Origin of the sequence: Rhodoferax sp., from assembly GCF_012927445.1 — a bacterium.
GTDB lineage: Bacteria > Pseudomonadota > Gammaproteobacteria > Burkholderiales > Burkholderiaceae_C > Rhodoferax.
Window position 1 is genome coordinate 130,192 of the sequence record NZ_JABBPD010000002.1, and the last position, 22,014, is coordinate 152,205.

At 59.7% G+C, this 22,014-nt stretch carries 19 protein-coding genes; 14 read left to right on the forward strand and 5 right to left on the reverse strand.

Going from position 1 to position 22,014, the window contains the following annotated elements; genetic code table 11:
• The first annotated feature begins 10 nt into the window (after positions 1 to 10).
• The 4 genes from HHJ17_RS03310 (at position 11) to HHJ17_RS03325 (ending at position 4,381) form a co-directional block, all read left to right on the forward strand.
• Entirely contained in the window at positions 11 to 595 is a 585-nt protein-coding gene (locus tag HHJ17_RS03310; RefSeq protein ID WP_296503465.1) for an MFS transporter, read from the forward strand.
• Positions 596 to 610: 15 nt separating this feature from the next.
• Positions 611 to 2,473: a dihydrolipoyl dehydrogenase gene (gene lpdA / locus HHJ17_RS03315; RefSeq protein WP_296503462.1), complete on the forward strand. Its 1,863-nt coding sequence runs from the start codon at positions 611 to 613 to the stop codon at positions 2,471 to 2,473.
• 80 nt (positions 2,474 to 2,553) lie between these two features.
• Positions 2,554 to 2,736 (forward strand): hypothetical protein, encoded by a 183-nt coding sequence (locus HHJ17_RS03320; protein ID WP_296503460.1) that lies wholly within the window; start codon positions 2,554 to 2,556, stop codon positions 2,734 to 2,736.
• A gap of 172 nt (positions 2,737 to 2,908) precedes the next feature.
• Entirely contained in the window at positions 2,909 to 4,381 is a 1,473-nt protein-coding gene (locus HHJ17_RS03325; RefSeq protein ID WP_296504986.1) for a DASS family sodium-coupled anion symporter, read from the forward strand.
• Between the two features lie 288 nt (positions 4,382 to 4,669).
• On the opposite strand, the gene HHJ17_RS03330 is transcribed toward HHJ17_RS03325, so the two are convergent.
• Both HHJ17_RS03330 and HHJ17_RS03335 read right to left on the reverse strand, forming a co-directional pair.
• A complete protein-coding gene (locus tag HHJ17_RS03330; RefSeq protein ID WP_296498366.1) occupies positions 4,670 to 5,575 on the reverse strand; it encodes a radical SAM protein in 906 nt (301 codons plus the stop codon).
• 34 nt (positions 5,576 to 5,609) lie between these two features.
• Positions 5,610 to 6,836, reverse strand: a complete 1,227-nt coding sequence (locus HHJ17_RS03335; RefSeq protein WP_296498368.1) for a spore maturation protein — start codon at positions 6,834 to 6,836, stop codon at positions 5,610 to 5,612.
• Positions 6,837 to 7,013: 177 nt separating this feature from the next.
• Here HHJ17_RS03335 and HHJ17_RS03340 point away from each other — a divergent pair, with 177 nt between their 5' ends.
• From HHJ17_RS03340 to HHJ17_RS03365, 6 genes are all read left to right on the forward strand, one after another.
• Entirely contained in the window at positions 7,014 to 9,059 is a 2,046-nt protein-coding gene (locus HHJ17_RS03340) for a transglycosylase domain-containing protein (RefSeq protein WP_296504988.1), read from the forward strand.
• Between the two features lie 435 nt (positions 9,060 to 9,494).
• Positions 9,495 to 10,856 (forward strand): hypothetical protein, encoded by a 1,362-nt coding sequence (locus HHJ17_RS03345; RefSeq protein WP_296498374.1) that lies wholly within the window; start codon positions 9,495 to 9,497, stop codon positions 10,854 to 10,856.
• Positions 10,849 to 11,541, forward strand: a complete 693-nt coding sequence (locus tag HHJ17_RS03350; RefSeq protein ID WP_296498376.1) for a hypothetical protein — start codon at positions 10,849 to 10,851, stop codon at positions 11,539 to 11,541. Before HHJ17_RS03345 ends, HHJ17_RS03350 begins: the two co-directional genes overlap by 8 nt.
• Positions 11,542 to 11,557: 16 nt before the next feature.
• Positions 11,558 to 14,386 (forward strand): ATP-binding protein, encoded by a 2,829-nt coding sequence (locus HHJ17_RS03355; protein WP_296498378.1) that lies wholly within the window; start codon positions 11,558 to 11,560, stop codon positions 14,384 to 14,386.
• 30 nt (positions 14,387 to 14,416) lie between these two features.
• Positions 14,417 to 14,680, forward strand: coding sequence for a hypothetical protein (locus HHJ17_RS03360; protein WP_296498380.1), 264 nt, complete (start codon positions 14,417 to 14,419; stop codon positions 14,678 to 14,680).
• Positions 14,681 to 14,989: 309 nt separating this feature from the next.
• The gene (locus HHJ17_RS03365) at positions 14,990 to 15,757 is read left to right on the forward strand and encodes a THxN family PEP-CTERM protein (protein ID WP_296498382.1); all 768 of its coding nucleotides are present in this window, start codon (positions 14,990 to 14,992) and stop codon (positions 15,755 to 15,757) included.
• A gap of 78 nt (positions 15,758 to 15,835) precedes the next feature.
• On the opposite strand, the gene HHJ17_RS03370 is transcribed toward HHJ17_RS03365, so the two are convergent.
• The 3 genes from HHJ17_RS03370 to HHJ17_RS03380 form a co-directional block, all read right to left on the reverse strand.
• Positions 15,836 to 16,507, reverse strand: a complete 672-nt coding sequence (locus HHJ17_RS03370) for a 3'-5' exonuclease (protein ID WP_366557518.1) — start codon at positions 16,505 to 16,507, stop codon at positions 15,836 to 15,838.
• Complete coding sequence (locus HHJ17_RS03375) at positions 16,446 to 17,033, reverse strand: hypothetical protein (RefSeq protein ID WP_296498384.1); 588 nt, start codon at positions 17,031 to 17,033, stop codon at positions 16,446 to 16,448. Before HHJ17_RS03375 ends, HHJ17_RS03370 begins: the two co-directional genes overlap by 62 nt.
• A gap of 132 nt (positions 17,034 to 17,165) precedes the next feature.
• On the reverse strand, positions 17,166 to 17,666 hold the full coding sequence (locus HHJ17_RS03380) for a C40 family peptidase (RefSeq protein ID WP_296498386.1): 501 nt from the start codon (positions 17,664 to 17,666) through the stop codon (positions 17,166 to 17,168).
• A 179-nt stretch (positions 17,667 to 17,845) separates the two neighbouring features.
• Here HHJ17_RS03380 and HHJ17_RS03385 point away from each other — a divergent pair, with 179 nt between their 5' ends.
• The 4 genes from HHJ17_RS03385 (at position 17,846) to HHJ17_RS03400 (ending at position 21,896) form a co-directional block, all read left to right on the forward strand.
• Positions 17,846 to 18,838, forward strand: coding sequence for an MDR family oxidoreductase (locus HHJ17_RS03385; RefSeq protein ID WP_296504991.1), 993 nt, complete (start codon positions 17,846 to 17,848; stop codon positions 18,836 to 18,838).
• Positions 18,839 to 18,895: 57 nt separating this feature from the next.
• Positions 18,896 to 19,198: a hypothetical protein gene (locus HHJ17_RS03390; protein WP_296504992.1), complete on the forward strand. Its 303-nt coding sequence runs from the start codon at positions 18,896 to 18,898 to the stop codon at positions 19,196 to 19,198.
• 92 nt (positions 19,199 to 19,290) lie between these two features.
• Positions 19,291 to 19,893 carry an isochorismatase family protein gene (locus HHJ17_RS03395; RefSeq protein WP_296504993.1) on the forward strand — a complete coding sequence of 201 codons (603 nt, stop codon included), beginning with the start codon at positions 19,291 to 19,293 and terminating at the stop codon, positions 19,891 to 19,893.
• A 107-nt stretch (positions 19,894 to 20,000) separates the two neighbouring features.
• Positions 20,001 to 21,896: a propionate--CoA ligase gene (locus tag HHJ17_RS03400; protein WP_296504994.1), complete on the forward strand. Its 1,896-nt coding sequence runs from the start codon at positions 20,001 to 20,003 to the stop codon at positions 21,894 to 21,896.
• The last annotated feature ends 118 nt before the right edge of the window (positions 21,897 to 22,014 follow it).

Here is a 22,014-nt window from a genome sequence, read left to right on the forward strand (position 1 = left end):
GCCGTTCGCTGTGACCACCGTGGTTGTCGTCAAAAAAGCCGGGCAGGTGGCCATTGCGGCGGACACGCTGGTGACTTTTGGCGATACCCGCCTGAGCCACCGCTACGAGCCCAACAGCAAGCTGTTCAAGGTGGACACGCCCACGGGCGTGAGCTATGTGGGCCTTGCGGGCACCGTGGCGCATTTTCCGGTGCTGCGCAAGGCCATGACGGCCTTGCCCAAAGACCAGCTCAAGCTCGGCAGCAAGGACGACGTGTTTGACACCTTCACCCGGCTGCACCCGCTGCTGAAGGAAACGTTTTTCCTGCAGACCAAAGAAGACGACAACGACCCGTATGAATCCAGCCAGTTCAGTGTGCTGATTGCCAATGCCTCCGGCATTTATGGCTTGTACAGCTACCGCGAAGTGTTTGAATTCAACGAGTTCTGGGGCATCGGCTCGGGGCGCGGCTTTGCGCTGGGCGCCATGCACGCCACCTGGGGCCGCACCAAGACCGCCCGTGAATTGGCCACCATTGGCGTCCAGGCCGGGTGCGAATTCGACAAAAATTCCGCTGAACCGATTGAAGTATTCACGGTCAAGCTCAAAAAGTAAAAAGAGAGAGACGACATGGCAATCATCGACATCAAAGTACCAGACATCGGCGACTTCGCTGAAGTGACCGTCATCGAACTCATGGTCAAAGTAGGCGACACCATCCAGCCGGATCAGAGCCTGATCACGGTGGAGAGCGACAAAGCCTCCATGGAAATCCCCTCCAGCCATGGCGGCGTGGTGAAGGAGCTCAAGGTCAAACTCGGCGATAAAGTGAAAGAAGGCTCTGTGCTGCTGCTGCTGGAGGCGGCCGGTGAAGTCGCTGCCCCAGTTGTAGAGCAAAAACAGGCTGCAGCCCCCGTCGTGCCTGCGCAAGCAGCTACACAAACTGTAGCAACTCCCGCTGCTGCCGTGGCTGCATCAGCCGCGCCTGCCGCCGCTTCCTTTGCCGGCAGCGTCGATCTGGACTGCGACCTGCTGGTGCTCGGCGCCGGCCCCGGCGGTTATTCGGCCGCCTTCCGTGCCGCCGACCTCGGCCTGAAAGTCATCCTGGTCGAGCGCTACGCCCAACTGGGTGGCGTCTGCCTGAACGTGGGTTGCATCCCCAGCAAGGCGCTGCTGCATGTCGCTGCCGTCATGGACGAAGTCAGCCACATGGCGGCGCTTGGCGTCGATTTTGGCGCGCCCACCGTCAACGTGGACATGCTGCGCGGCCATAAAGAAAAAGTCATCACCAAGCTGACCGGCGGGTTGGCGGCCATGGCCAAAATGCGCAAAGTGACCGTGGTGCGCGGTTACGGCGCCTTCGTTGGCGCCAACCATGTGACGGTGGAAGAAACCACCGGCACATCGCAAGAAAAAACCGGCAAGACCCAAACCATTGCCTTCAAGAAAGCCATCATCGCCGCCGGTAGCCAGGCCGTGCGCCTGCCCTTCATGCCGAACGACCCGCGCGTGGTGGACAGTACCGGCGCGCTGGCTTTGAAAGAAGTCCCCAAGCGCATGCTGATTCTGGGCGGCGGCATCATCGGCCTGGAAATGGGCACCGTGTACAGCGCACTGGGCGCCCGCCTGGACGTGGTGGAAATGATGGACGGTCTGATGCAGGGCGCCGACCGTGACCTGGTCAAGATCTGGCAAAAGATGAATGCACCGCGCTTTGACAACATCATGCTCAAGACCAAGACGGTGGGCGCCAAAGCGACCCCCGAAGGCATTGAAGTCACGTTTGCGCCAGCGGAAGAGGGCGGTAGCTCCCCGGCGCCACAGACCTACGACCTGGTGCTGCAAGCAGTGGGTCGCACGCCGAACGGCAAGAAGATCGCCGCCGACAAAGCCGGCGTGGCCGTGACGGACCGTGGCTTCATCAACGTCGACATCCAGATGCGCACCAATGTGCCGCACATCTTCGCCATTGGCGACATCGTCGGCCAGCCGATGCTGGCGCACAAAGCGGTGCATGAAGCCCATGTGGCAGCGGAAGTGATTGCCGGTGAACTGCAAGGCAACCAAGAGCTGGCCAGCGCCGCCTTCAACGCCCGCGTCATCCCGAGCGTGGCCTACACCGACCCCGAAGTGGCCTGGGTTGGCCTGACCGAAGACCAAGCGAAAGCGCAAGGCATCAAGGTCAAGAAGGGCCTGTTCCCCTGGACCGCCTCCGGCCGCGCCATTGCCAATGGCCGCGACGAAGGCGTCACCAAGCTGCTGTTTGACGATTCACCCGAGGCCCACGGCCACGGCAAGATCCTCGGCGGCGGCATGGTCGGCACCCACGCCGGCGACATGATCGGCGAGATTGCGCTGGCGATCGAGATGGGCGCCGATGCGGTGGACATCGGCAAAACGATTCACCCACACCCGACGTTGGGTGAGAGCATCGGCATGGCGGCGGAAGTGGCGCACGGCAGCTGCACGGATTTGCCGCCAGCCAGGAAGTAACTTCACCGTTAAACCTTAGTGCAAAGCCCGAACCCTCACCGGTTCGGGCTTTTTGCTGGCTTGTGGCGGTGGGCACCGCCATGCCCGAAGTCGCGACCTCGCTGAGGGCCGTGTTCACGGTTGTTTTTGCCTGCCTGCCCGTGTCCATTACCGGGCGTCAAATTTTGCGCTGGGACGGTGGCGTTTTCGTCGCTGATTCCGATCACTGCCGTGACGCCGATGGTGCTGCTCTTGCGGCGTGTAAAGTCTTCAAATTGATATAAATTAACGATTTAGATTGATTCAAGTCAAGTTTTTGATTCTGGAAAATGGGCTTTCAGCGCCGTACTTTCCTTACACTAACTTACAGACTTGGTGACCTCCCACGTCATTGATTCTTAAAACCCTTTTGTTGTCTTGGGCTGCACCGCAGCCTGGCTTGAGGTGAAAAACGCGATGAACAATCTCACACTCCCCAAACCCCTTCCCACCGCCGTTGCGGTCGCCTTGGCGCTCCTTATCTGGTTTGTCATTCCTGTTCCAGCCAAAGTCACGCCAGAAGCGTGGCATCTGCTGGCGATATTTATTGGCACCGTTGCCGCCATTATTGGCAAAGCCATGCCGATTGGCGCTTTGTCAATTGTGGGCATTTCTTTGGTCGCCGTGACCGAAGTCACCCGTCCGGGCAACCCGGATGGCGCGATTGCCGATGCGTTGAGTGGTTTTTCCAACCCGCTGATTTGGCTGATTGCCATTGCCGTGATGATGGCCGTGGCCCTGACCAAAACCGGATTGGGTACCCGAATTGGTTATTACTTTATTGCCCTGTTTGGTAAAAAAACCATTGGCGTGGCGTATGGTTTGGTTTTGTCCGAGTTGGTGATTGCCCCGGTGACGCCCAGCAACACGGCGCGCGGCGGGGCCATCATTCACCCGATCATGCGGTCGATTGCCGACAGCTTTGGCTCCAGCCCTGAGTTGGGCACTTCAAACAAGATCGGCAAGTATCTGGCGCTGGTGAACTACAACACCAACCCCATTACATCCGCCATGTTTATTACGGCTACCGCGCCCAATCCCTTGATCGTGGACTTGGTTGCCAAAGCCACCAACTCAGCCATCAGCATCACCTGGGCGCAATGGGCTTTGGCGGCGTTGCTGCCTGGCGCTTGCATGTTGCTGTTGATGCCCTTGGTGTTGTATTTCATGTTTCCGCCTGAAATCAAAAACACGCCGAACGCCAGAGCGTTTGCCAAAACCGAGCTGGTCAAACTGGGACCATTGAAGTTGTCCGAGTTCATCCTGCTGGCCGTTTCAGGGTTGATGCTGTTTATGTGGGCCGGTGTACCGAGCATGTTGTTTGGCCCCGCTTTTGACGTCAATCCCACCACCACGGCCATCATTGGTTTGGCGCTTTTAATCGTGACTGGCGTGCTGGCTTGGGACGACATTCTCAAAGCCAAGAGCGCCTGGGACACGTTGATCTGGTTTGCCGCGTTGGTCATGATGGCTTCTTTTCTGGGCAAACTGGGTTTGATTGGCTGGTTTTCGTTAAGCATTCAAAACGGCATTAGCTATCTCGGCTTGGGCTGGATCAGCGCCACGGCCATTTTGGTGTTGATCTATTTCTACTCCCACTACTTCTTTGCTAGCACCACGGCGCACATTACCGCCATGTTTGCCGCCTTCTTTACCGCCGGTGTGGCGCTGGGCGCGCCGCCAATGCTGCTGGCTTTTGTGCTGGCTTTTGCGTCTTCGCTGATGATGTCGTTGACCCACTACGCCACAGGCACGGCACCTATTATTTTTGGTTCGGGTTACACCACCTTGAATGAATGGTGGAAAGCTGGCGCGGTGATGAGCGTGATCAACCTGCTGATTCTGGTCGTGGTCGGCAGCATTTGGTGGCGCATTCTGGGCTACATCTGACCCACCTGTTTCCCGTTGCGTCGCTGTACCGATTTGCCTCGGACGCGGAAGTAAGCAGCGCTTCAAGCCTTTTTCATTTGCGCAACGCCGAAGCCACCCGCTTGCTGGCAGAGAACTACCGCTACATGGATCCTGGTCAATGACATGCCTAATGCAGTGCCGCATTGCCGCACTGCCGCGTTGTCATTGACTTGGGTTCAATTTTCTTCTGTCAGGAATCCACTTGTCAGCATACAGGTCACGTTGACGACCGTGGAGGAGGGCGGCAACCGCGAAAGCCGCCGCTCCCTACAAACCCCGCTGCCACTCCTCCCTTAAGCTGGCCGACTCCGGTCGGTTCATCGCGGTTTTGACTTCCAAGAGCAGCCGCTCCTTTTCCGCCCCCAACACGCCTTTGAGTACCAGCCAGTTCGAGGCATGGTCGCTGCGGAATACGGTGCGTTTGAGCTCCAGCGCCTGCAGTAATTGCGCCATCTCGGCAAACAGTTCCTGCTGATCCAAAGGCTCCCATTGCGCAAAAGCCTGGCGAAATCGCGCTTCGCCCTGGGGGAAACTGACCACCAGGGTGGCCAGAAATTCCGGCTGGGTCAGGTTGATCAGGCGTGCCGAGTTGGTGGCATGCTGCTGTGACAGCGCCCGGCCGCCCAGCCCGTTGAGCAGCATCACGGAGCGGCTGATGCCCGCCGCGCCCAGCTTGTCCAGCGCCTCGCGGGTGGACTCCAACGTTTCGCCCTTGTTCACCCTTTGCAGCACCTCATCGTCACCCGACTCGGCGCCGACGTAGACCAGTGACAAGCCCGCCTCGCGCAGTTCCTGAAGTTCCGCAACCGACTTGTTGCGCAGGTTGCGCGGCAAGCAGTAGCTGGAAATGCGTCGAACTTTGGGCAAGCCGTCTTTGATGGCGGCCAGCAAGGTCATGAGCCGACGGGTGGACAGCACCATGGCATCGCCATCGCCCAGAAAGACGCGCTGCACCTCGGCGGCAAACTGTTCCCCGCAGCCGCGGATGCTCGCCAGCATCTCGGCTTCGTCGCGCACCTGAAATTTCTTTTGTGGCGCGGTGTACATCTCGCAATAGGTGCACTTGTTCCACGAGCAACCGTTGGTCACCGGCAGGATCAGCGACTGCGCTTCGCTGGGCGGGCGAAAAACCGGGTTGACATAGTGGATGGGGAAAGCGGGGTTCATGTTCATCGTTGATTTTCAGGTCATGGGCTTGGATGGCGACTCAGCCGAAGAACCAGTAGCAAACACCGATGGAAGCCAGCACCCCGGACAAATCTGCCAACAGCGCGCAGCCCACGGCATGCCGCGCACGCTGGAGGCCGACCGAGCCGAAGTACACCGCCAGCACATAGAAGGTGGTTTCGGTGCTGCCTTGCATCGTCGCCGCCAGCAGCGCCGGGAAGCTGTCGACGCCATGACTCTGCATGGTTTCGATCAGCATCGCCCGGGCCGCACTGCCGGAAAAAGGTTTGACCAGCGCCGTTGGCAAGGCATCGACAAAGCGCGCGTCCCAACCGGTCCAGCCGATCAGGGTGCGAATGCCGTCCAGGCCCAAATCCAGGGCGCCGGAGGCGCGCAGCACGCCCACCGCACACAGCATGGCCACCAGATACGGCAGCAGATTTTTGGCCACCTCGAAACCTTCCTGGGCGCCCTCGATAAAGGCCTCGTACACCGGCACTTTTCTTAAAGCACCGACCAGCAGGAACAGCAGAATCAAGCCAAACAGCGTCAGGTTGCCCATGAGCGACGACAGCGCTGCCAGCGCGGTGGCCGACAAGCCAGCCAGTACCGCCATGCCGCCGCCCAGCAGCAGCGCACCGGGAATCAGGTAGCCCAGCACCACAGGGTCCCAGAGTTTCAGCCGCTGCATGAAAGCCACCGACAACAGCCCGGCCAGGGTGGAGGCGCTGGTGGCCAGCAGAATCGGCAAAAACACCAGGGTCGGATCAGCGGCACCTTGCTGGGCGCGGTACATGAAGATGCTCACCGGCAGCAGGGTCAGCGATGAGGCGTTCAACACGAGAAACAGAATTTGCGCGTTGCTGGCCGTGGTTGTGCTGGGGTTGAGCGTCTGCAGGGCCTTCATGGCCTTCAGGCCAATCGGGGTGGCGGCGTTGTCCAGCCCGAGGGCATTGGCGGCAAAGTTCAGTGTGATCAGGCCGAGTGCCGGGTGGCCGCGTGGCACCTCAGGCATGAGGCGGGCAAACAGCGGCCCGAGCAGCCGCGCTAGCCAGTCCACCAGCCCGGCGCGTTCGGCAATGCGCAAAAAGCCCAGCCACAACGTCAGGGTGCCGAACAGGATCACCATCACTTCGACCGACAACTTGGCCATGGCAAACAGGCTTTCGACCATCGCCGCAAACACGGTTGGGTCGCCCAGTAGCCAGCGCGAAAGCGCCGACACGGTGGCGACTAAAAAAAATCCAAACCATAGGCCATTCAGCATCCGTGATCCCCCTGATTAAGTGCTGGAGATGATAGCCGGGCAGGGAGCGGCGATCTTCTCGGGGCGAGGGCCGGAGTTTGCTAAAACGCTCCTTAATTGATAGCTATCTGCGCAATAGATACGAGGGGTGAAGCCGCCACGGCGCCCGTGTTGACTTGTATCACCTTAAACTCCAACATGATTCCTGCATTCCAACGCATCGCCGTTTCTGCCGCACAACAGTCGCGCCGTCTCCTCGGAGTCGCCAAGCGGTATCCCGTGCGGGCGGCTCTGGTGCTTCCGGCGCTCATGCTGCTTTACGTGCTGGCGCTGATTCCGTTCACCCCCGGTATTGGCGATTTGCGCAAGGCCAAGTCTGAAGCCCCCTCGGTGCTTTTGGCCTCTAACGGCACGGTGTTGGCCGAGTACCGGCGCATCAACCGGCAGTGGGTGAGCCTGGACAAGATTGCGCCGCATGTGGTGAATGCCTTGATCGCCACCGAGGACCGCCGCTTTTACGAGCACCACGGCATCGACTTTCGGCGCACGGCAGGCGCGGTACTCAGCACCTTGACAGGGGATTTGCAGGGGGGCTCGACCATCACCCAGCAGCTCGCGCGCAATCTCTATCCTGAAGAAATCGGGCGCGCCGCCAGCCTCAAGCGCAAAGTCAAAGAGGCCATCACCGCGCTGAAGATCGAGGCGGTGTATTCCAAACGCGAGATTCTGGAGACCTACCTCAATACCGTGCCTTTTCTCTACAACGCCTTCGGCATCGAGATGGCGGCGCGCACCTATTTCGACAAACCTGCCGACAAGCTGGACGTGCTGGAGAGCGCCACATTAATTGGCATGCTCAAGGGCACGAGTTACTACAACCCGGTGCAAAACCCGGAACGTGCGGTGCAGCGTCGCAACCTGGTGCTGGCGCAGATGGTCAAAAATGGTAGCTTGGACCCTACCCGGTTCGAGGGGCTGGCCAAGCGGCCCCTGCGGTTGACATTTGAGCGGCAAGTGGAGCCGTTGGGTCCGGCACCGCATGTGGCCCAGCACTTGCGCGCATGGCTGATCGGCTGGGCAGACCGCAATGGCTATGACATTCAAACTGACGGCCTGAGGGTTCGAACCACCCTGGACGCCCGGTTGCAGAAAGCCGCCAACCTGGCCGTGGCGCGGCAGCTGGCGCAACTGCAAAAGCTGGCAGACGGTCGGGGTCGGCGCAACGCGGGCCAGGAGCGCGCCGTGCTGCAGGCTGGTTTTCTGGCGCTGGACCCACGCAATGGCGAAGTGCGGGCGTGGGTGGGCAGCCGCGACTTTGCGCAGGAGCAGTTTGACCATGTGAGCCAGGCGCGGCGCCAGCCCGGCTCGACCTTCAAACCATTTGTTTATGGCGCGGCCTTCATGCAGGGGTTCGATCCGTCTTACACCTTGATGGATGAGCCCGTGGCCATCTCGTTGCCAGGCAGCGAGGTATGGACCCCCAGCGATGCCACGCCGTCCACTTACCAGCCCACCACATTGCACGACGGGCTGGTTTATTCCAAAAATACCATCACAGTCCAGCTCATGCAAAAAGTGGGCCCCGCCCGCGTGGGCCAGCTGGCGCAGGCCTTGGGGGTGCGCCAGAGCAAGCTGGACCTGGTGCCCTCACTGGCCTTGGGTACCAGCCCGGTCACGCTGATCGAGATGGTGGCGGCTTACGGCAGCATTGCCAATGGCGGCAACTACTTTCCACCCATGCTGGTGTTGCGAGTGGAAGACCGCAACGGTCAGTTGCTGGAGCAGTTCGCACAGGTCACAGAGAGCGAGCCCGCCATGCCTCGGGCACAGGCGCTGACCTTGGTGAACGCCATGCGCGGGGTGATCGACGAGGGCACGGGCTCGGCTATTCGCCAGCGTTACGGCATCACAGCCGACGTTGCCGGCAAGACCGGCACCACGCAAGACAACACGGACGGCTGGTTCATCATGATGAACCCGCAACTGGTGGCCGGGGCCCGGGTCGGCTTCAACGACAACAGTGTGACGATGGGATCGTGGGGGCAGGGCGCCCACAGCGCACTGCCCATGGTGGGGGAAGTTTTTCAGCAGGGCTTTCGCAACCACTGGCTTGACCAAAATATTGAATTCGAGATTCCGCGCTCACGGCCTTTGCGGCCCGAGCCGCCGCAAGCAGACAACCCGATCACGGAGATCGTGAACAGTGTGCTGGGTAATTTCTTGCGAAAGCTGCGGGCGAATTAAGTTGAATAAATCAAATTTAGGGCAATGATGCTGATGGCGCTGCTCGCTGCCAATACAAGCAGCACGATGGGCGTCTACTGGGTTCAGCTCTTCGGCCTGCCGATCTGATTTCAAATAGCGGCCCGTTACACCGCGTGCCTCAAGTGTCAATGATTCAATAAAAAATCCGGATCTAGCCCCCGTAGCGTCTGCGCAAGTAGCTCCTGAATTTATAGCGGTTACACATGTAACTCTGCCGCTGCGCCAAACCATTAGAATTTTCCTCCGCTTGCTCACTTCGGGCAGGGCGCTCTCAGCGACGTTTGAGTGCTTCTGCCAGCCCCTGTCAGCGCATGAATTCCCCCGCACCTTTGAGTTTTCACGAGCAACGCCTTCACCGACCATGTCTATATTCATAAAAGCCCATCTCCGGGATGGCCTTGCCCTGTGCTGACGATGCAAGACACACGCCCCCCCGCGTCCCTCCATTCGCCTGAATCTGAATCGACCCTGTCGGATTATTTTCGCGACCCCGAGGCCCTGATCGACTCCCCGGTAGCCTGGCAGGTTGAGAACAATGCCGATCTGGTCGACGCTTTGCGTTCGCTGTTTCAGGGGGCCTCCGGGCTGGTGCGCTTGCGGCTGTGGATGCTGTTTGCCTTGGTCGGCCAAGGCAAAGCGTTTCTGCTGCGCGAGGAATTGGACCAGCTGTTTTACGCTGTCCGCCCGGAAGCAGTGGACAGTGTGCTCAAGCGCTTTCGCGAGGCCGCCTTGCTGACCTGGGACGATTCGCAGCGCCAGTATGGGCTCACGCCGATGGCGCAACACATCGCGACCATGCTCAACCCGGTGGGTCAGCCGGTGGACGATGAACTGGCTGGTCTGCTGAGCCAAGTCGTCGGCGCCGACCAGTTGGGCACGCTGCAGGGTAGCCAGGTACACCTGTTGCAGGCGCAGCTGGTGCGCCTGCACCACGAATTTGCCGATGCGATTGCCAGCGGTTCGGAGTTTCGTTTGCGCGAAGCACGCAAACGCTACGACCGGGCCTCGCGCCTGATCGATAAGGCGTCCGACACCATCACCGCCATCATCAGCAATGCCCGGGGGCAGCGCGCGTTGGAACAGGCGGCACGCTCACTGGGCTTGGCGCAATCGCGTTTGTTGGCGATGGCCAGCCAATTCAACCGGGCCTTGCAGCAAGTGGATCGCCAGCGCGTGACCTTGGGCACCACCGGCATCACCAGCACCGACGTCAAGCGCTGGTTGCAAACCCAATTTCACTTGGCGCGCCTGGTGGACGGGGCACTGCACAGCCCCGTGGCCATCACGGTGCTGGCACCGCATGAGATGCTGGATGTGGCCGAGGCCGAGTTTGAGCGGGATCGCCCCGAGGCGTTACGGGCGGAGCCCTTGCCCCTGGCACAAATCGCGCCGGAGGGCGACCTCACGGCGGTGGCGTTGCCGCATGAGTTGACTGACTTGTCGGCGCTGTTGGCCCACTGGGCCGACGGCAACCACGACGCCACGCTGGCGGCCGACGGGGCGCTGGTGCGCACCGTGCAGGCCGCCTTGCTGGCGGATGCCAACGGCCTGGCGGCGCGCTATGCCCAGGTGGCCTACAAGGCGCAGTTGTTGCCTTTGCTCGGCGATGCCCAGGCCAAAGACCTGCCGGGCGCCACCGGTGACCTGGCGCGTCAACCCTGGCAACTGCAGTGGCATAACGTCCTGACGCCGTTGGATCACCCCGCCATTTCCCATTTGAGCAGCGGCCAGTTGGCCTACGTCAGCCCCCCCCCCTCGACCAAAAATCATGACTAATATTGCCGACCAAGCCGCGCAGCTGATTGCCGAACTGCTCTCGCGTAAATACCTGCCGCGCACCCATCCCCGGGTCAAAAAAGCCCTGTCCGATGCCGAGCTGTTTTTGGCCGTGGAGCAAAGACTGGCCCAGGTCGGACTGCGTTGGGTTGACAACGTGTATGCCGACCATGTCACCCTGACGCTGTTGCCCGCACCCTTGGCCAGTGTGCTGGGCGAAGCGGGGCTCAATGCCAACAACAACCTGGATTTGCCGCGTGATGCCGTGGCCTTGCTGGTGGTGGTGTGGGCGCTCATCGTGCTGCCCAAACGCGAGCGGCAAGCCAGCCGCATGGAGCCTGAAGTCCCGCAGAACGAGATGTTCGCCAGCAGCAAGCCGCTGCCTCCCGCACGCAGTGTCAGCCCGGTGCTGTCCTACAAGGCCTTGCTGGAAGACTACGGCAACCAGCTCGGCAAACGCATCCGGCTGGACGCCAACCTCAAGCTGCTGGAACGCCATGGCTTCATCGCGCGCTCGCAAGACGATATCAAGGAAGGTCCGTTGCTCGACGTGTTGTTGGACTATGACGTGCTGGCGCCCCGCATTCTCAATGGCGCGCTGGCGGATGTCTTGACCCGCGAACAAGCGCAGCAAGCCCAGCAGGACCCAACCGTCGCTGCCGTCGCCGCTCTCCCGACCCTTTGACCCGGACCCCGACCCCATGTTTCACCTGCAAAACCTTGAACTCGTGCATTGGGACTATTGCCAGCGCGTGAGTTTGCCGCTGGATGCCTCCATCATCACCATTGCCGGCCCCAATGGCTCGGGTAAAACCACCTTGCTCGACGCCATGCGCACCCTGCTCGGGTTGAAGTGCTCGCAGCCGCGCGACTTCAAGACCTACGCCCGCCACGCTGGGGCCAACGTGGCCTGGCTGCGCGCCGTCGTCGACAACCGGCCGCACACGCGGCAAACCTCCAGTCGCCCGTTTGCGCGCCGCCTGATGTACAGCGACCAGGTCACCCTGGCGTGCCGCATCGACCGCAACGGCGGTGACTGGCAGCGCCGTTACATGGTGGTGGAGGGCGATGTCAGCATCGAGCAACTCACCGAGCGGCCCGACAAAGAACTGCAAGTCATGGGCGTGGAGGCCTGGGGGCGCATGCTGGCCGATGCCGGTTTGTCGCCCGCCATTGCCAAAGTGCTCTCGCTGGAACAAGGCCAAACCGACCGCCTGTGCGAGTACAGCCCGCGCGAGTTGCTGCGCCTGGTGTTTGATGTGTTTGGCGACCAGGAGGTGCTCAACCACTACGACACTGCGCGTGAGCACCAGCAACAGCTCGGCCGCGAAATGGTGCAAGCTGAAAAAGAACTTGATCACAGCAAAGCCCAGCTGGCCGAACTGCAAAACAAGGTCACCAATTACCTCAATTGGCAGCACAAAGTGCAGGAGCGTGAGCGCCTGGCCACTGAAGTCCTGCCCGTGTTGGAGTGGCACGGCCAGCGGCAAAAATTGACCGAACGCAGCCGCGACCTGCGCCGACAACGCCAGCACGCCAGCCAGGCCAAGGCCGAGCGCGCGCAAAAGAACGCCGAGCTGCTCACCTTGCTGGAAGCCCGCAGCCACGCCGAAACCGAAGAAGCCCGCCTGCTGCAAGAGCGCGACGGCGCCGCGACCCAGCGCGATACCACCCGCGATGTCGAACGCCCGCTGGAAGACCTGGTCAAGCGCGAAACCGAGCTGCTGGCCCTGGTGGACAAGGAAAGCGATGCCGAAGCCCTGACTCGCCACCTGCAAACCCTGCAGGCGCAAGAGCAGGAGCTGAACGAGCGGCACAGCGAGTTGCTACAAAAAAAGAAGCGCATTACGCAGGATCTATCGGGGCTAGAGGGTCAAAAGGCTCCACCCCAACCAGAAGATGCGCGGCGCTTGCGCCAGCGCCTGCAGGCGCAAAAAATCGACCACCGCTTTCTGGCCGAGGTGGTGGAGGTGAAGGACGAGCACTGGCGCGCCGCCATCGAAGGCGTGCTGCGCCCCTTGCGCTGGATGGTGCTGCTGGAGAAGGCGGGCGACCTGGCCGCGGCCGACACCATCGCCTCCGCCGAGCGCTACCGTCATTACACCGTCGCACCCGGCGACGTGGTGCCTGCGGCCGACCCCCACGCCCTGCTGGCGCAAGTGCAGTTTGATGCCCGGCTACCGCGCTGGCTCATTCAACAATTGCAAAACCTGCGCTGCGTTGACATCCCCAGCGAGGGGCGGCAGACCACCGGATCGTGGATCACGCCGCAGGCCTACAGCTTTGACGGCCGGGGTGCGCGCTCGGTCTGGGTGGAGCCGCGCGACCACCAGTTTGGGGCGGCTGCCCTGCAGGCCCAGCGCGATGCGCTGGAGCGCGACCAGCGCCGCCTGGAAACCGAGCTGGGTCCGCTGACCCAGGCGTTTCTGGCGGTCAAACGCCAAATTGAAGACTGCAAGCAAGCCCTGGCCGGCCACAGCGCCGCCCAGGAACTGGCGCGGCGCTGCGACGAGTTTGCCGCCGCGCGCCAAGCGTGGCCCGGCGCCAAACAGGCGCGCATTGCCGCCGCCACGCGCTGGCAACAATTGGACACGGCCTATGGCGAGGCCAAAACCCAGCACCAGCGCGCCGATTCGCAGTACCGCAGCCTGGAGGCCGCACTGCGCCAGCGTTTTCAGGAGGCCGATCGACTGGCCGCCGAGCTGGTGCAACGCCGCACGCAACTCACCAGCGACGCGGATACGTCCCAACTCCGGCGCCGCCAAATCCCCCCGGCATGGCGCACACCCGCCGCCTTGCAGGCGCTGGTGGAGCACTACCGCAATGACATTCAGGCCCGGCTGCGGCTGGAGGCGGTGGAGATCGATCTGGCCCAGGACACCTGGGAGCAGGACAGCACAGTGCAAGAGCGCTACCGGCGCATGGAGCACACCGTGCGTGACCAAGGCTTTAACCTGGACGACCATAAGGTGAAAAATTTCCAGGCCGCCACCGCCGTGTTCAACGCGCGCGAGAGCTATATCGAAGTGCTGCGCAGTACCGTGCGCCGCTATCGCAACAACATCCAGGAACTGGGCGTGTTGGCGGGGGTGGAGGTGTCAGCCGACCTGCCCGCCCTGGAAAACGACGACACGGTGCTGGCGCAAGCGGGGCTCAAGGTTAACTTCAATTTTGATGGCAAAGGCAGTATCGGCCTCAACGACGGCGAGGCCTCAGGTGGGCAGCAGGTGATCAAGTCGCTGATTTTGCTGGTGGGTTTGCTGAAGGACGAAGACAGTGCCTCCGGCGGTTTTGTGTTCATTGACGAACCGTTTGCCCATCTGGACGTGCGCAACATCCAGCTGGTGGGGCACTTCCTGCGCTCGACCCAGGCGCAGTACGTTTTGACCACACCGATTACCCACAATCTGGAGGTGTTCGAGCCCGCTGAGATCACCCTGGTGACCAGTAAAAAACCCCGCGACAGCCGCTGGGCGCCCCCGATTGCGGTCGCCAAGCGGCGTGGCAACCCGGTGATTGCGGCGTTGTAGGAGCGCGCTAGGAGCACAACGGCGCCGGTGGTGCCGATAGCGCCTGGCAGCAAGGACATTGGTCAGTTTGAACCGCTGCTGTGGCTCAGTGGGGCCATCACGATACGTCAAACTGCCGAGGGTCAGCAGGGTGTGATGGCGCTGCAAGGTTTCGGGTTTGCCGGGCTGCCGTGTCGACAGTTCAGTGCATCACTTGAGGTCGCCACGGCTCCGCAGTCGTACTGGCAGATTGAAAACCGCGCCAGCGCCCGCCACCATCAGTTTCATCCCCAGTGTCGCCGACACCGACCCTGACGTGGCCTGGTCTTCGGTAGGGGCCGAGCTTTGCTCCCCATAGAGTCATTGGCTGCGGCCTTGCCCAATGCCTGATCTAGGCCATGGCCGAGGATCAAACGCAGTCCCTCAGCTGTCAATTTTTCTTACATGTAGCCTGCCGAAAAAACTGGCGAAATCAAAAATACCCTTTAAATTCATAACACTAGAGGCGCTGGCACGACAGTTGCGTAGTTTTGTTTTTGAGAGGGCACTAAAAGGGAAATCAAGTTCCGACGATTGCTCTCTTGTTTCTAAAACCTGTCGAACTTAACTTTTAGGAGTAAGAAAATGAAAAGCAAGATGCTACGCAAAGGATTGGCAGTCGGGGTGCTCGCAATAGCCTCGGGTTATGCCCTGCAGGCCAGTGCAGCCCCTATCTTTAGCTTCACTGAATATGGCGGTTTCGAGAATCAAGTGGCTGTGGCCACTTACTCCGTCCCGGTTGTCGGAGCCGCTAGTGTTATTCCTGCCGTAACACCAGTCTATAGCACGATGAGCTGGGTTACTGGTCTAAATCCTCAAAGTTCATTGAACCTCGCGACCGTAACGGGTCCTGCCGCTCTGCCGTTTGCCACATGGACGACCATTTCAACATTGACGCATAACAATATCATTATTCCTACGTCGACCAGCTGGGGTCCCCAGAATATTTGGGGACGGCTTGTCGTCACGGACAGTAGCGGGCCGGCGTCTGTGAGGCTGGACAGTGATGACGCCATCACCATCTCTTTCGTCGAAACACTAAATACGGCTCCATGTCCTGCGCCCAATCCCCAAGGCTCCACCTGTGATGACCATTTCACGTTTACAGCTGTCGGACTTCAGAGCCTGTTTTTTAACGCGAACGATGGCACTCACTGGGTGGCCGATTTCCGCCTTGCGAATTTAGTCGGTGCGACACAGATTGGAGACACTGTCTATACGGCTGAAAGCGCATCAAGCCACCTGGACGTGCAAGTTAGGGTCAGTCAGGTTCCCGAGCCTGCGACACTTAGCTTGTTCGGCCTTGGCTTGATCGGCCTCGGCTTCGCCAGACGGCGTCAGTTGAAAGGCTGAGCGACTGAGTCGTCTTCTGCTGTTGACGCAAAGGCGGCCTGCGGGCCGCCTTTTTCGTGGTTTGAAGTGGATGGGGGTCTAAGTCTGACCCAGCCGCAAGTCCAGCGCGTGAAACACTTGCATCGCGGCCCAGGCGTCGTTGGCCGAATAAATAATCTGGCTTTCCGTCAATTGCCTGTTCGACCAGTTGGACGTGGTGGCTTTCCGTGACTTCAAAAAACGCCGGTTGAATACCACCGCCACGGCGCCCCGGACGCCGAGTTCTTTGGCGTAACCTCGATCCCGAAAGACGTTATTGAGATCGAGTACTTTTTGGGGTCGAACACCCAAAGTACGCATGATTTGCACATGGTCACCCGCCAAGCCAAAGCCAACTTTGGTTATGCTTTCGGATAGCAGCAGGGCGGACACGGTCTCACAGCACCCCGCGTCATGCAACTGGAAAACATAGGCCGTGTGCAGGGTCGAGAATTGCACCACGTGCGGTCCTTCAGAGATTTCAGCCCTGACAAACGTCGGTTTTGACTCGGTGTCGAACCCCAACACGCTACTTTTTTCAAGTGCCTGAAATGCCTCAGAGGCTTGTCGCCGCGTGGAAACGACAATGATATTGTCCAGCCCGAGGCGGTTCAGGGGTTCAAGTCCGGCTATCTCCTCTTTGCTTGGCGACGGTAGATAGGGCATCAGTTTATTTTTTCTTGCCGAGGGCCACGCGAAATTCTTCCAGCTTGGCTTCGTAGTCAGCGGCATCGCCGTAGTCTAAAAAGCGGTTGTAGTGAGCGTGGGTTCCGAGAATCTTGTGCGCGTGTTTGATCGGACAAAAATACTCTTCGGTGCGGGCCAGAATCTCGCCCATATAGCCCATTAGTCCATTGCCATATTCGCAGTAGGTGCAGTGGAATTTCTCGATGAAATTGAGATAACCGAGGTGACGGCGGTCAAACACGATGTAGTCACCGCGTCGCACTTTGGTGATTCCGTAGATAGGAAAACAAGCCCACTGGTAGAAGCTGACAAAAAAGTCCAGCATCATCAGTGGGAACACCATGCCGTAGATGATGGGGCCGGTAATCAGGTTTTGCGGACGGTTGGTGACGAGCCAGCGAAAGAAATTGGTCTTGAGTTTGCGGTGCGCTGCTTTGACCGAACTTTCAAACTCGACCCGCTTGCCCTTGATCTGGAAGAACATCGTGCTCTCTTTTTCTTGCACCGCCGTGCGCAGATCATTTTCAAGCGCGGCCATTTGGGCCAGTATTTGGGAAATTCGATCGTTCATGGGTTTCCTGTACAGGCCATTGGCGCCAGTCTGATACTCGACAGCGGGCTAAAAATTACAGGTATTTTGGGCTTGTAGCCCTGATGGAGGCTGTGCACATTGCTATATAAAATATAGCAATGTGGATGGGGTTCAGCGTACCGCTGGTTCAATTGTCTGCACGGCCTGACGAGAGAGGGGCTCTGGCTGGGATGTTTGCACCCGACGCGCGCCGTCAAAGCGGTGGCTCCAATAAGCGATGCCCATGTCTTCTACCCGCACTTCAGAACCTGGTTTGGGGGAGTGAATGAATTTGCCTTCCCCGACATAAATACCAACATGGCTAAAGGCACGGCGCATGGTGTTGAAAAAAACCAAGTCACCGGGTTGCAGGTCGGCGCGGTCTATTTTTTCGGTGGCTGCTGCTTGTTGTTCGGCTTTACGGGGCAGGAGCAGTCCCACTGATTGCTGGTACATGGCCCGCACAAAACCGCTGCAATCAAAGCCGGATTCCGCCGTATTTCCGCCGCGCCGGTAAGGTACACCCAGAAAACCAATCGCCGTAACGACCAACTCAGAAGCTTTGTTGCCCACCGACTGCCGTACATGGTCAATCCGTGCCAACAGCCCTTTGTCGGTCAAGAGCTTGTCCATGTCATCATTCGCAGCGGGGGGGCTGGCATGCGCACTGGCAGCAAAAAAAAGGGCAAGAAGGGTGGCAGTAATACGCATCGCGCGTAGCATACTGGCAGTCCCGGCTCTCTGTCAAGGTGAAGTTTTTTCTAAATGACGCTTGCAACCTGTTGAGTTACATATGTTTTTAAGGCTTTTCTATGTTCAATGCATTGCTCCTGGAAAATACCGACGGGTTTACCGCTTCGGTTCGATCGTTGGAAGATTCACGCCTTCTTAATGGCGATGTGGAGGGCGATGTGACCGTTGCGGTTGCCTACTCGACCCTGAATTACAAGGACGGTCTTGCCATCACCAACAAGAGCCCGGTGGTACGAAGCTGGCCCATGGTGGCAGGTATCGACGGCGCGGGCACGGTGATTGAGTCCAGTCACCCTGCCTGGAAGACAGGCGATGTATTTGTCCACAATGGTTGGGGTGTCGGTGAAACACACTGGGGCTGTCTGGCCGAGAAAGCGCGCCTCAAGGGTGACTGGCTGGTCAAGTTGCCCACCGTCTTTACCCCGCGCCAGGCCATGGCGATTGGCACGGCGGGCTATACCGCCATGTTGTGCGTTTTGGCGCTGGAAGACCATGGCATCAAGCCGGACGCAGGCGAAGTGCTGGTCACCGGCGCCACCGGCGGTGTCGGCAGCGTAGCGATCGCCTTGCTGGGCAAACTGGGCTATACCGTGGTGGCGGCCACCGGCAAGGTAGGGGAGGCGGCGTATCTCAATTCGCTGGGTGCCGCCAGCGTCATCGACCGCGCACTCCTGTCCAATCCCGGCAAGCCGTTCCAGAAAGAGCGCTGGGCGGCGGTGGTCGATCCAGTTGGTTCCCACACCTTGGCCAATGCGCTGGCGCAAACTCGCTATGGCGGCGTGGTGGCCGCCTGTGGCTTGGCGCAGGGCATGGATTTGCCGACCACGGTCATGCCCTTTATTTTGCGGGGCGTGACACTGGCAGGCATTGATTCGGTCATGGCGCCGCTCGCCAAACGGCAGCGCGCCTGGGACCGCCTGGCGCGTGACCTGGACCCCACTTTGCTGGAGTCGATGATTGAAGAGATTCCACTTGAAGCCGCCATTGCCAAGGCGCATGATTTGATGAATGGCAAGGTGCGAGGCCGGGTGGTGGTCAAGACTCGCCGCTAAATTTGGTGCGGTTTGAATGAAGCAGCCAGCACTGCGGCCACGGGTGACAATCAGCCCATGAGCTACACCCTGACTCTCAGAACATTTGAAGAGACCTCTGACACAGCGCGCCGCGAAGTCGAGAAACGCTTTCGCAGCGCGCTGGACAGCGCCTTGGGCAGTGCCAGTCTGGTGGCGCCCACCTACAGGGCCTACTTGCAGATTGTGGGCGTCTACGGTGAGTCCCCTGACCTGGAGGCGCTGAGTTCCTCCGAGCGAGAAGTGTTTGACCAGTGGCAGGCCGCCGAGGCCGCTGCCATGACGGCCGCTTTCGGGCCGCACCGCTATATGGACGAGGCGCGATTCGAAATCGGGGTTTGAGTGGGTCGCCTGTCATGGGTAAAAGTAAACCCGTCACCTGCGGTTTAATCAGGGATTGCCAGAATTAGCTCAACCTCTCCAGAAAGTTTGCCATGTTGCTAGACGCCGCTGAATCCCAACTTGTCCTGGTGGATTATCAAATCCGCCTGTTACCCGCCATTTTTGAGGGCGCCCAGGTGGTCGCTAACGCTGTACGACTGGGGCAGTTGGCGCGTTTGATGGAAGTGCCTGTGTGGGGTACGGAGCAGAGTCCGTCCAAGCTGGGCGAGAACGTGGCCGAGGTCAAAGCGCTGTGTGCCCAGACCCTGAGCAAAATGCATTTCAGCGGCGTGGAGGAGGGCCTGGGTGAATGGTTGCGGCCACCAGCCAAACCGGTGGGCGGCAACGCGCGCAGCTTGCCCAAACACCTGCAAAAGCCTGCCACGAATGCGGACGAACGTAACACCGTGGTGATCGCTGGTTGTGAAACCCATATTTGCCTGCTGCAAACGGCCTTGGATTTACTGGAAGATGAATTCGATGTCTGGGTCGTGACCGATGCCTGCAGTTCGCGCACCGAGCGCAACCGGGACGCCGCGTTTGACCGGCTGGCCGGTGCCGGGGCGGAATTGGTGACAACCGAGATGGTGGCGTTTGAATGGCTGCGCACGGCCGAACACCCCGCGTTCAAGTCAGCGCAAGCCCTGATCAAGTAAGTTACCGCCGGCCTTGTTGGGTTGCGGGTGTGGGTGCAAGTCAGACTGTTGCAAGTTGATTGCTCATAATTATGAATGCAGTCTACTGATTAGACCGGAGATAAATTATGTCAACGTATGCAGATTTTCACAAGCGCTCACTCACCGAACGTGATTCATTCTGGGCCGAGCAGGCCCAACTCATCGAGTGGAAAACCCCGCCCCAACAAATTTGCGACTACAGCAATCCACCGTTTGCCAAATGGTTTGTGGGCGGCACCACCAACCTGTGTCATAACGCGGTAGACCGGCACCTCACAGAGCGAGCCGATCAGGCGGCGCTGATTTTCGTCTCAACGGAAACCAACGAGGAAACGGTGTATTCCTTTCGTGAGTTGCATGCCGAAGTGCAGCGCATGGCGGCCTCTCTCCAGGAGTTGGATGTACAAAAGGGCGATCGGGTCCTGATTTACATGCCCATGATTGCCGAAGCGGCATTTGCCATGCTGGCTTGCACCCGCATTGGTGCGATTCATTCGGTGGTGTTTGGCGGTTTTGCCTCCGGCTCACTGGCGTCGCGCATTGAAGATGCGGAGCCCAAACTGATTATTAGCGCTGACGCTGGTTCGCGCGGCGGCAAAGCGGTGGCGTACAAGCCCCTGCTGGACGAAGCCATTCGCCTGTCCAGCTACAAGCCCGACGCCGTGTTGCTTGTCGATCGTGGGTTGGTTGCGATGAATCTGGTTGCTGGCCGCGACCATTTGTGGGGAGCCTTGCGTGAAAAACACCTGAATACAGTGGTCGACTGCGAGTGGGTCGACGCCACCCACACCAGTTACACGCTCTACACCAGCGGCACGACCGGCAAGCCCAAAGGCGTGCAGCGCGACACCGGTGGTTATGCCGTGGCGCTGGCTGCCAGCATGAAGCACATTTACTGCTGCAATCCGGGTGAAACCTTTTTTTCCACCAGCGACATCGGCTGGGTGGTTGGCCACAGCTACATCATTTACGGACCGCTGATTGCCGGTATGGCGACCATCATGTACGAGGGCTTGCCCACGCGCCCGGATGGCGGTATCTGGTGGAGCTTGGTAGAGAAATACAAAGTGACCGTGATGTTCAGTGCGCCCACGGCGGTGCGGGTACTCAAAAAACAAGATCCGGCCTTGCTCACGAAATACGATCTGTCCACCCTGCGCGCCTTGTTTTTGGCCGGCGAGCCTTTGGACGAGCCGACGGCGCAGTGGATCAGTCAAGGTCTGGGTAAACCCATCATCGACAACTACTGGCAGACCGAAACCGGTTGGCCGATCCTCTCGCTTTGCAATGGTGTTGAGCCGACGTCCAGCAAGTTCGGTTCTCCGGGCAAGGCGGTCTATGGTTACGACGTCAAGCTGCTGGACGATCAGACGGGTGAAGAATTGACCGGCCCGAACCAGAAAGGCGTGGTTGCCATTGAAGGCCCGCTGCCTCCGGGCTGCTTGCAGACAATCTGGCGTGACGACGAACGGTTTGTCAAAACCTATTGGTCCAGCGTGCCAGGAAAAATGGTTTACAGCACGTTTGACTGGGGCATCCGCGATGCCGACGGCTACTTCTTCATTCTGGGTCGCACCGATGACGTGATCAACGTAGCGGGGCACCGCCTCGGTACCCGCGAGATTGAAGAGAGCATTTCTGCCCATCCCAATGTAGCTGAGGTGGCGGTGGTGGGCGTGGCCGACCAACTCAAGGGCCAAGTGGCGATGGCTTTTGCCGTGGTCAAGGATGCCAGTCTGCTCACGGATGAAGCTGCTCGCCTCAAACTTGAGGGTGAGATCATGAAGCTCGTGGACCGGGATCTGGGCGCCGTGGCGCGTCCAGCACGCGTTCGGTTCGTCAGCACACTGCCGAAAACCCGCAGCGGCAAGCTGTTGCGACGGGCGGTGCAGGCGGTTTGCGAAGGGCGTGATCCGGGCGATCTGACCACCATGGACGACCCGGCCGCACTGCAACAAATCAAGGATTTGGTAACAGCTTAGTTCGGCGCTGCTTGCCAGTGTCTCTATTGGGTGCTGCTTTTGGTGGCACAATCGCGTGAGTTACTCGGCCCTTCCATGCCACAGTCGCATCCGCCAAACGGTTCAGCCGTGACGCGGA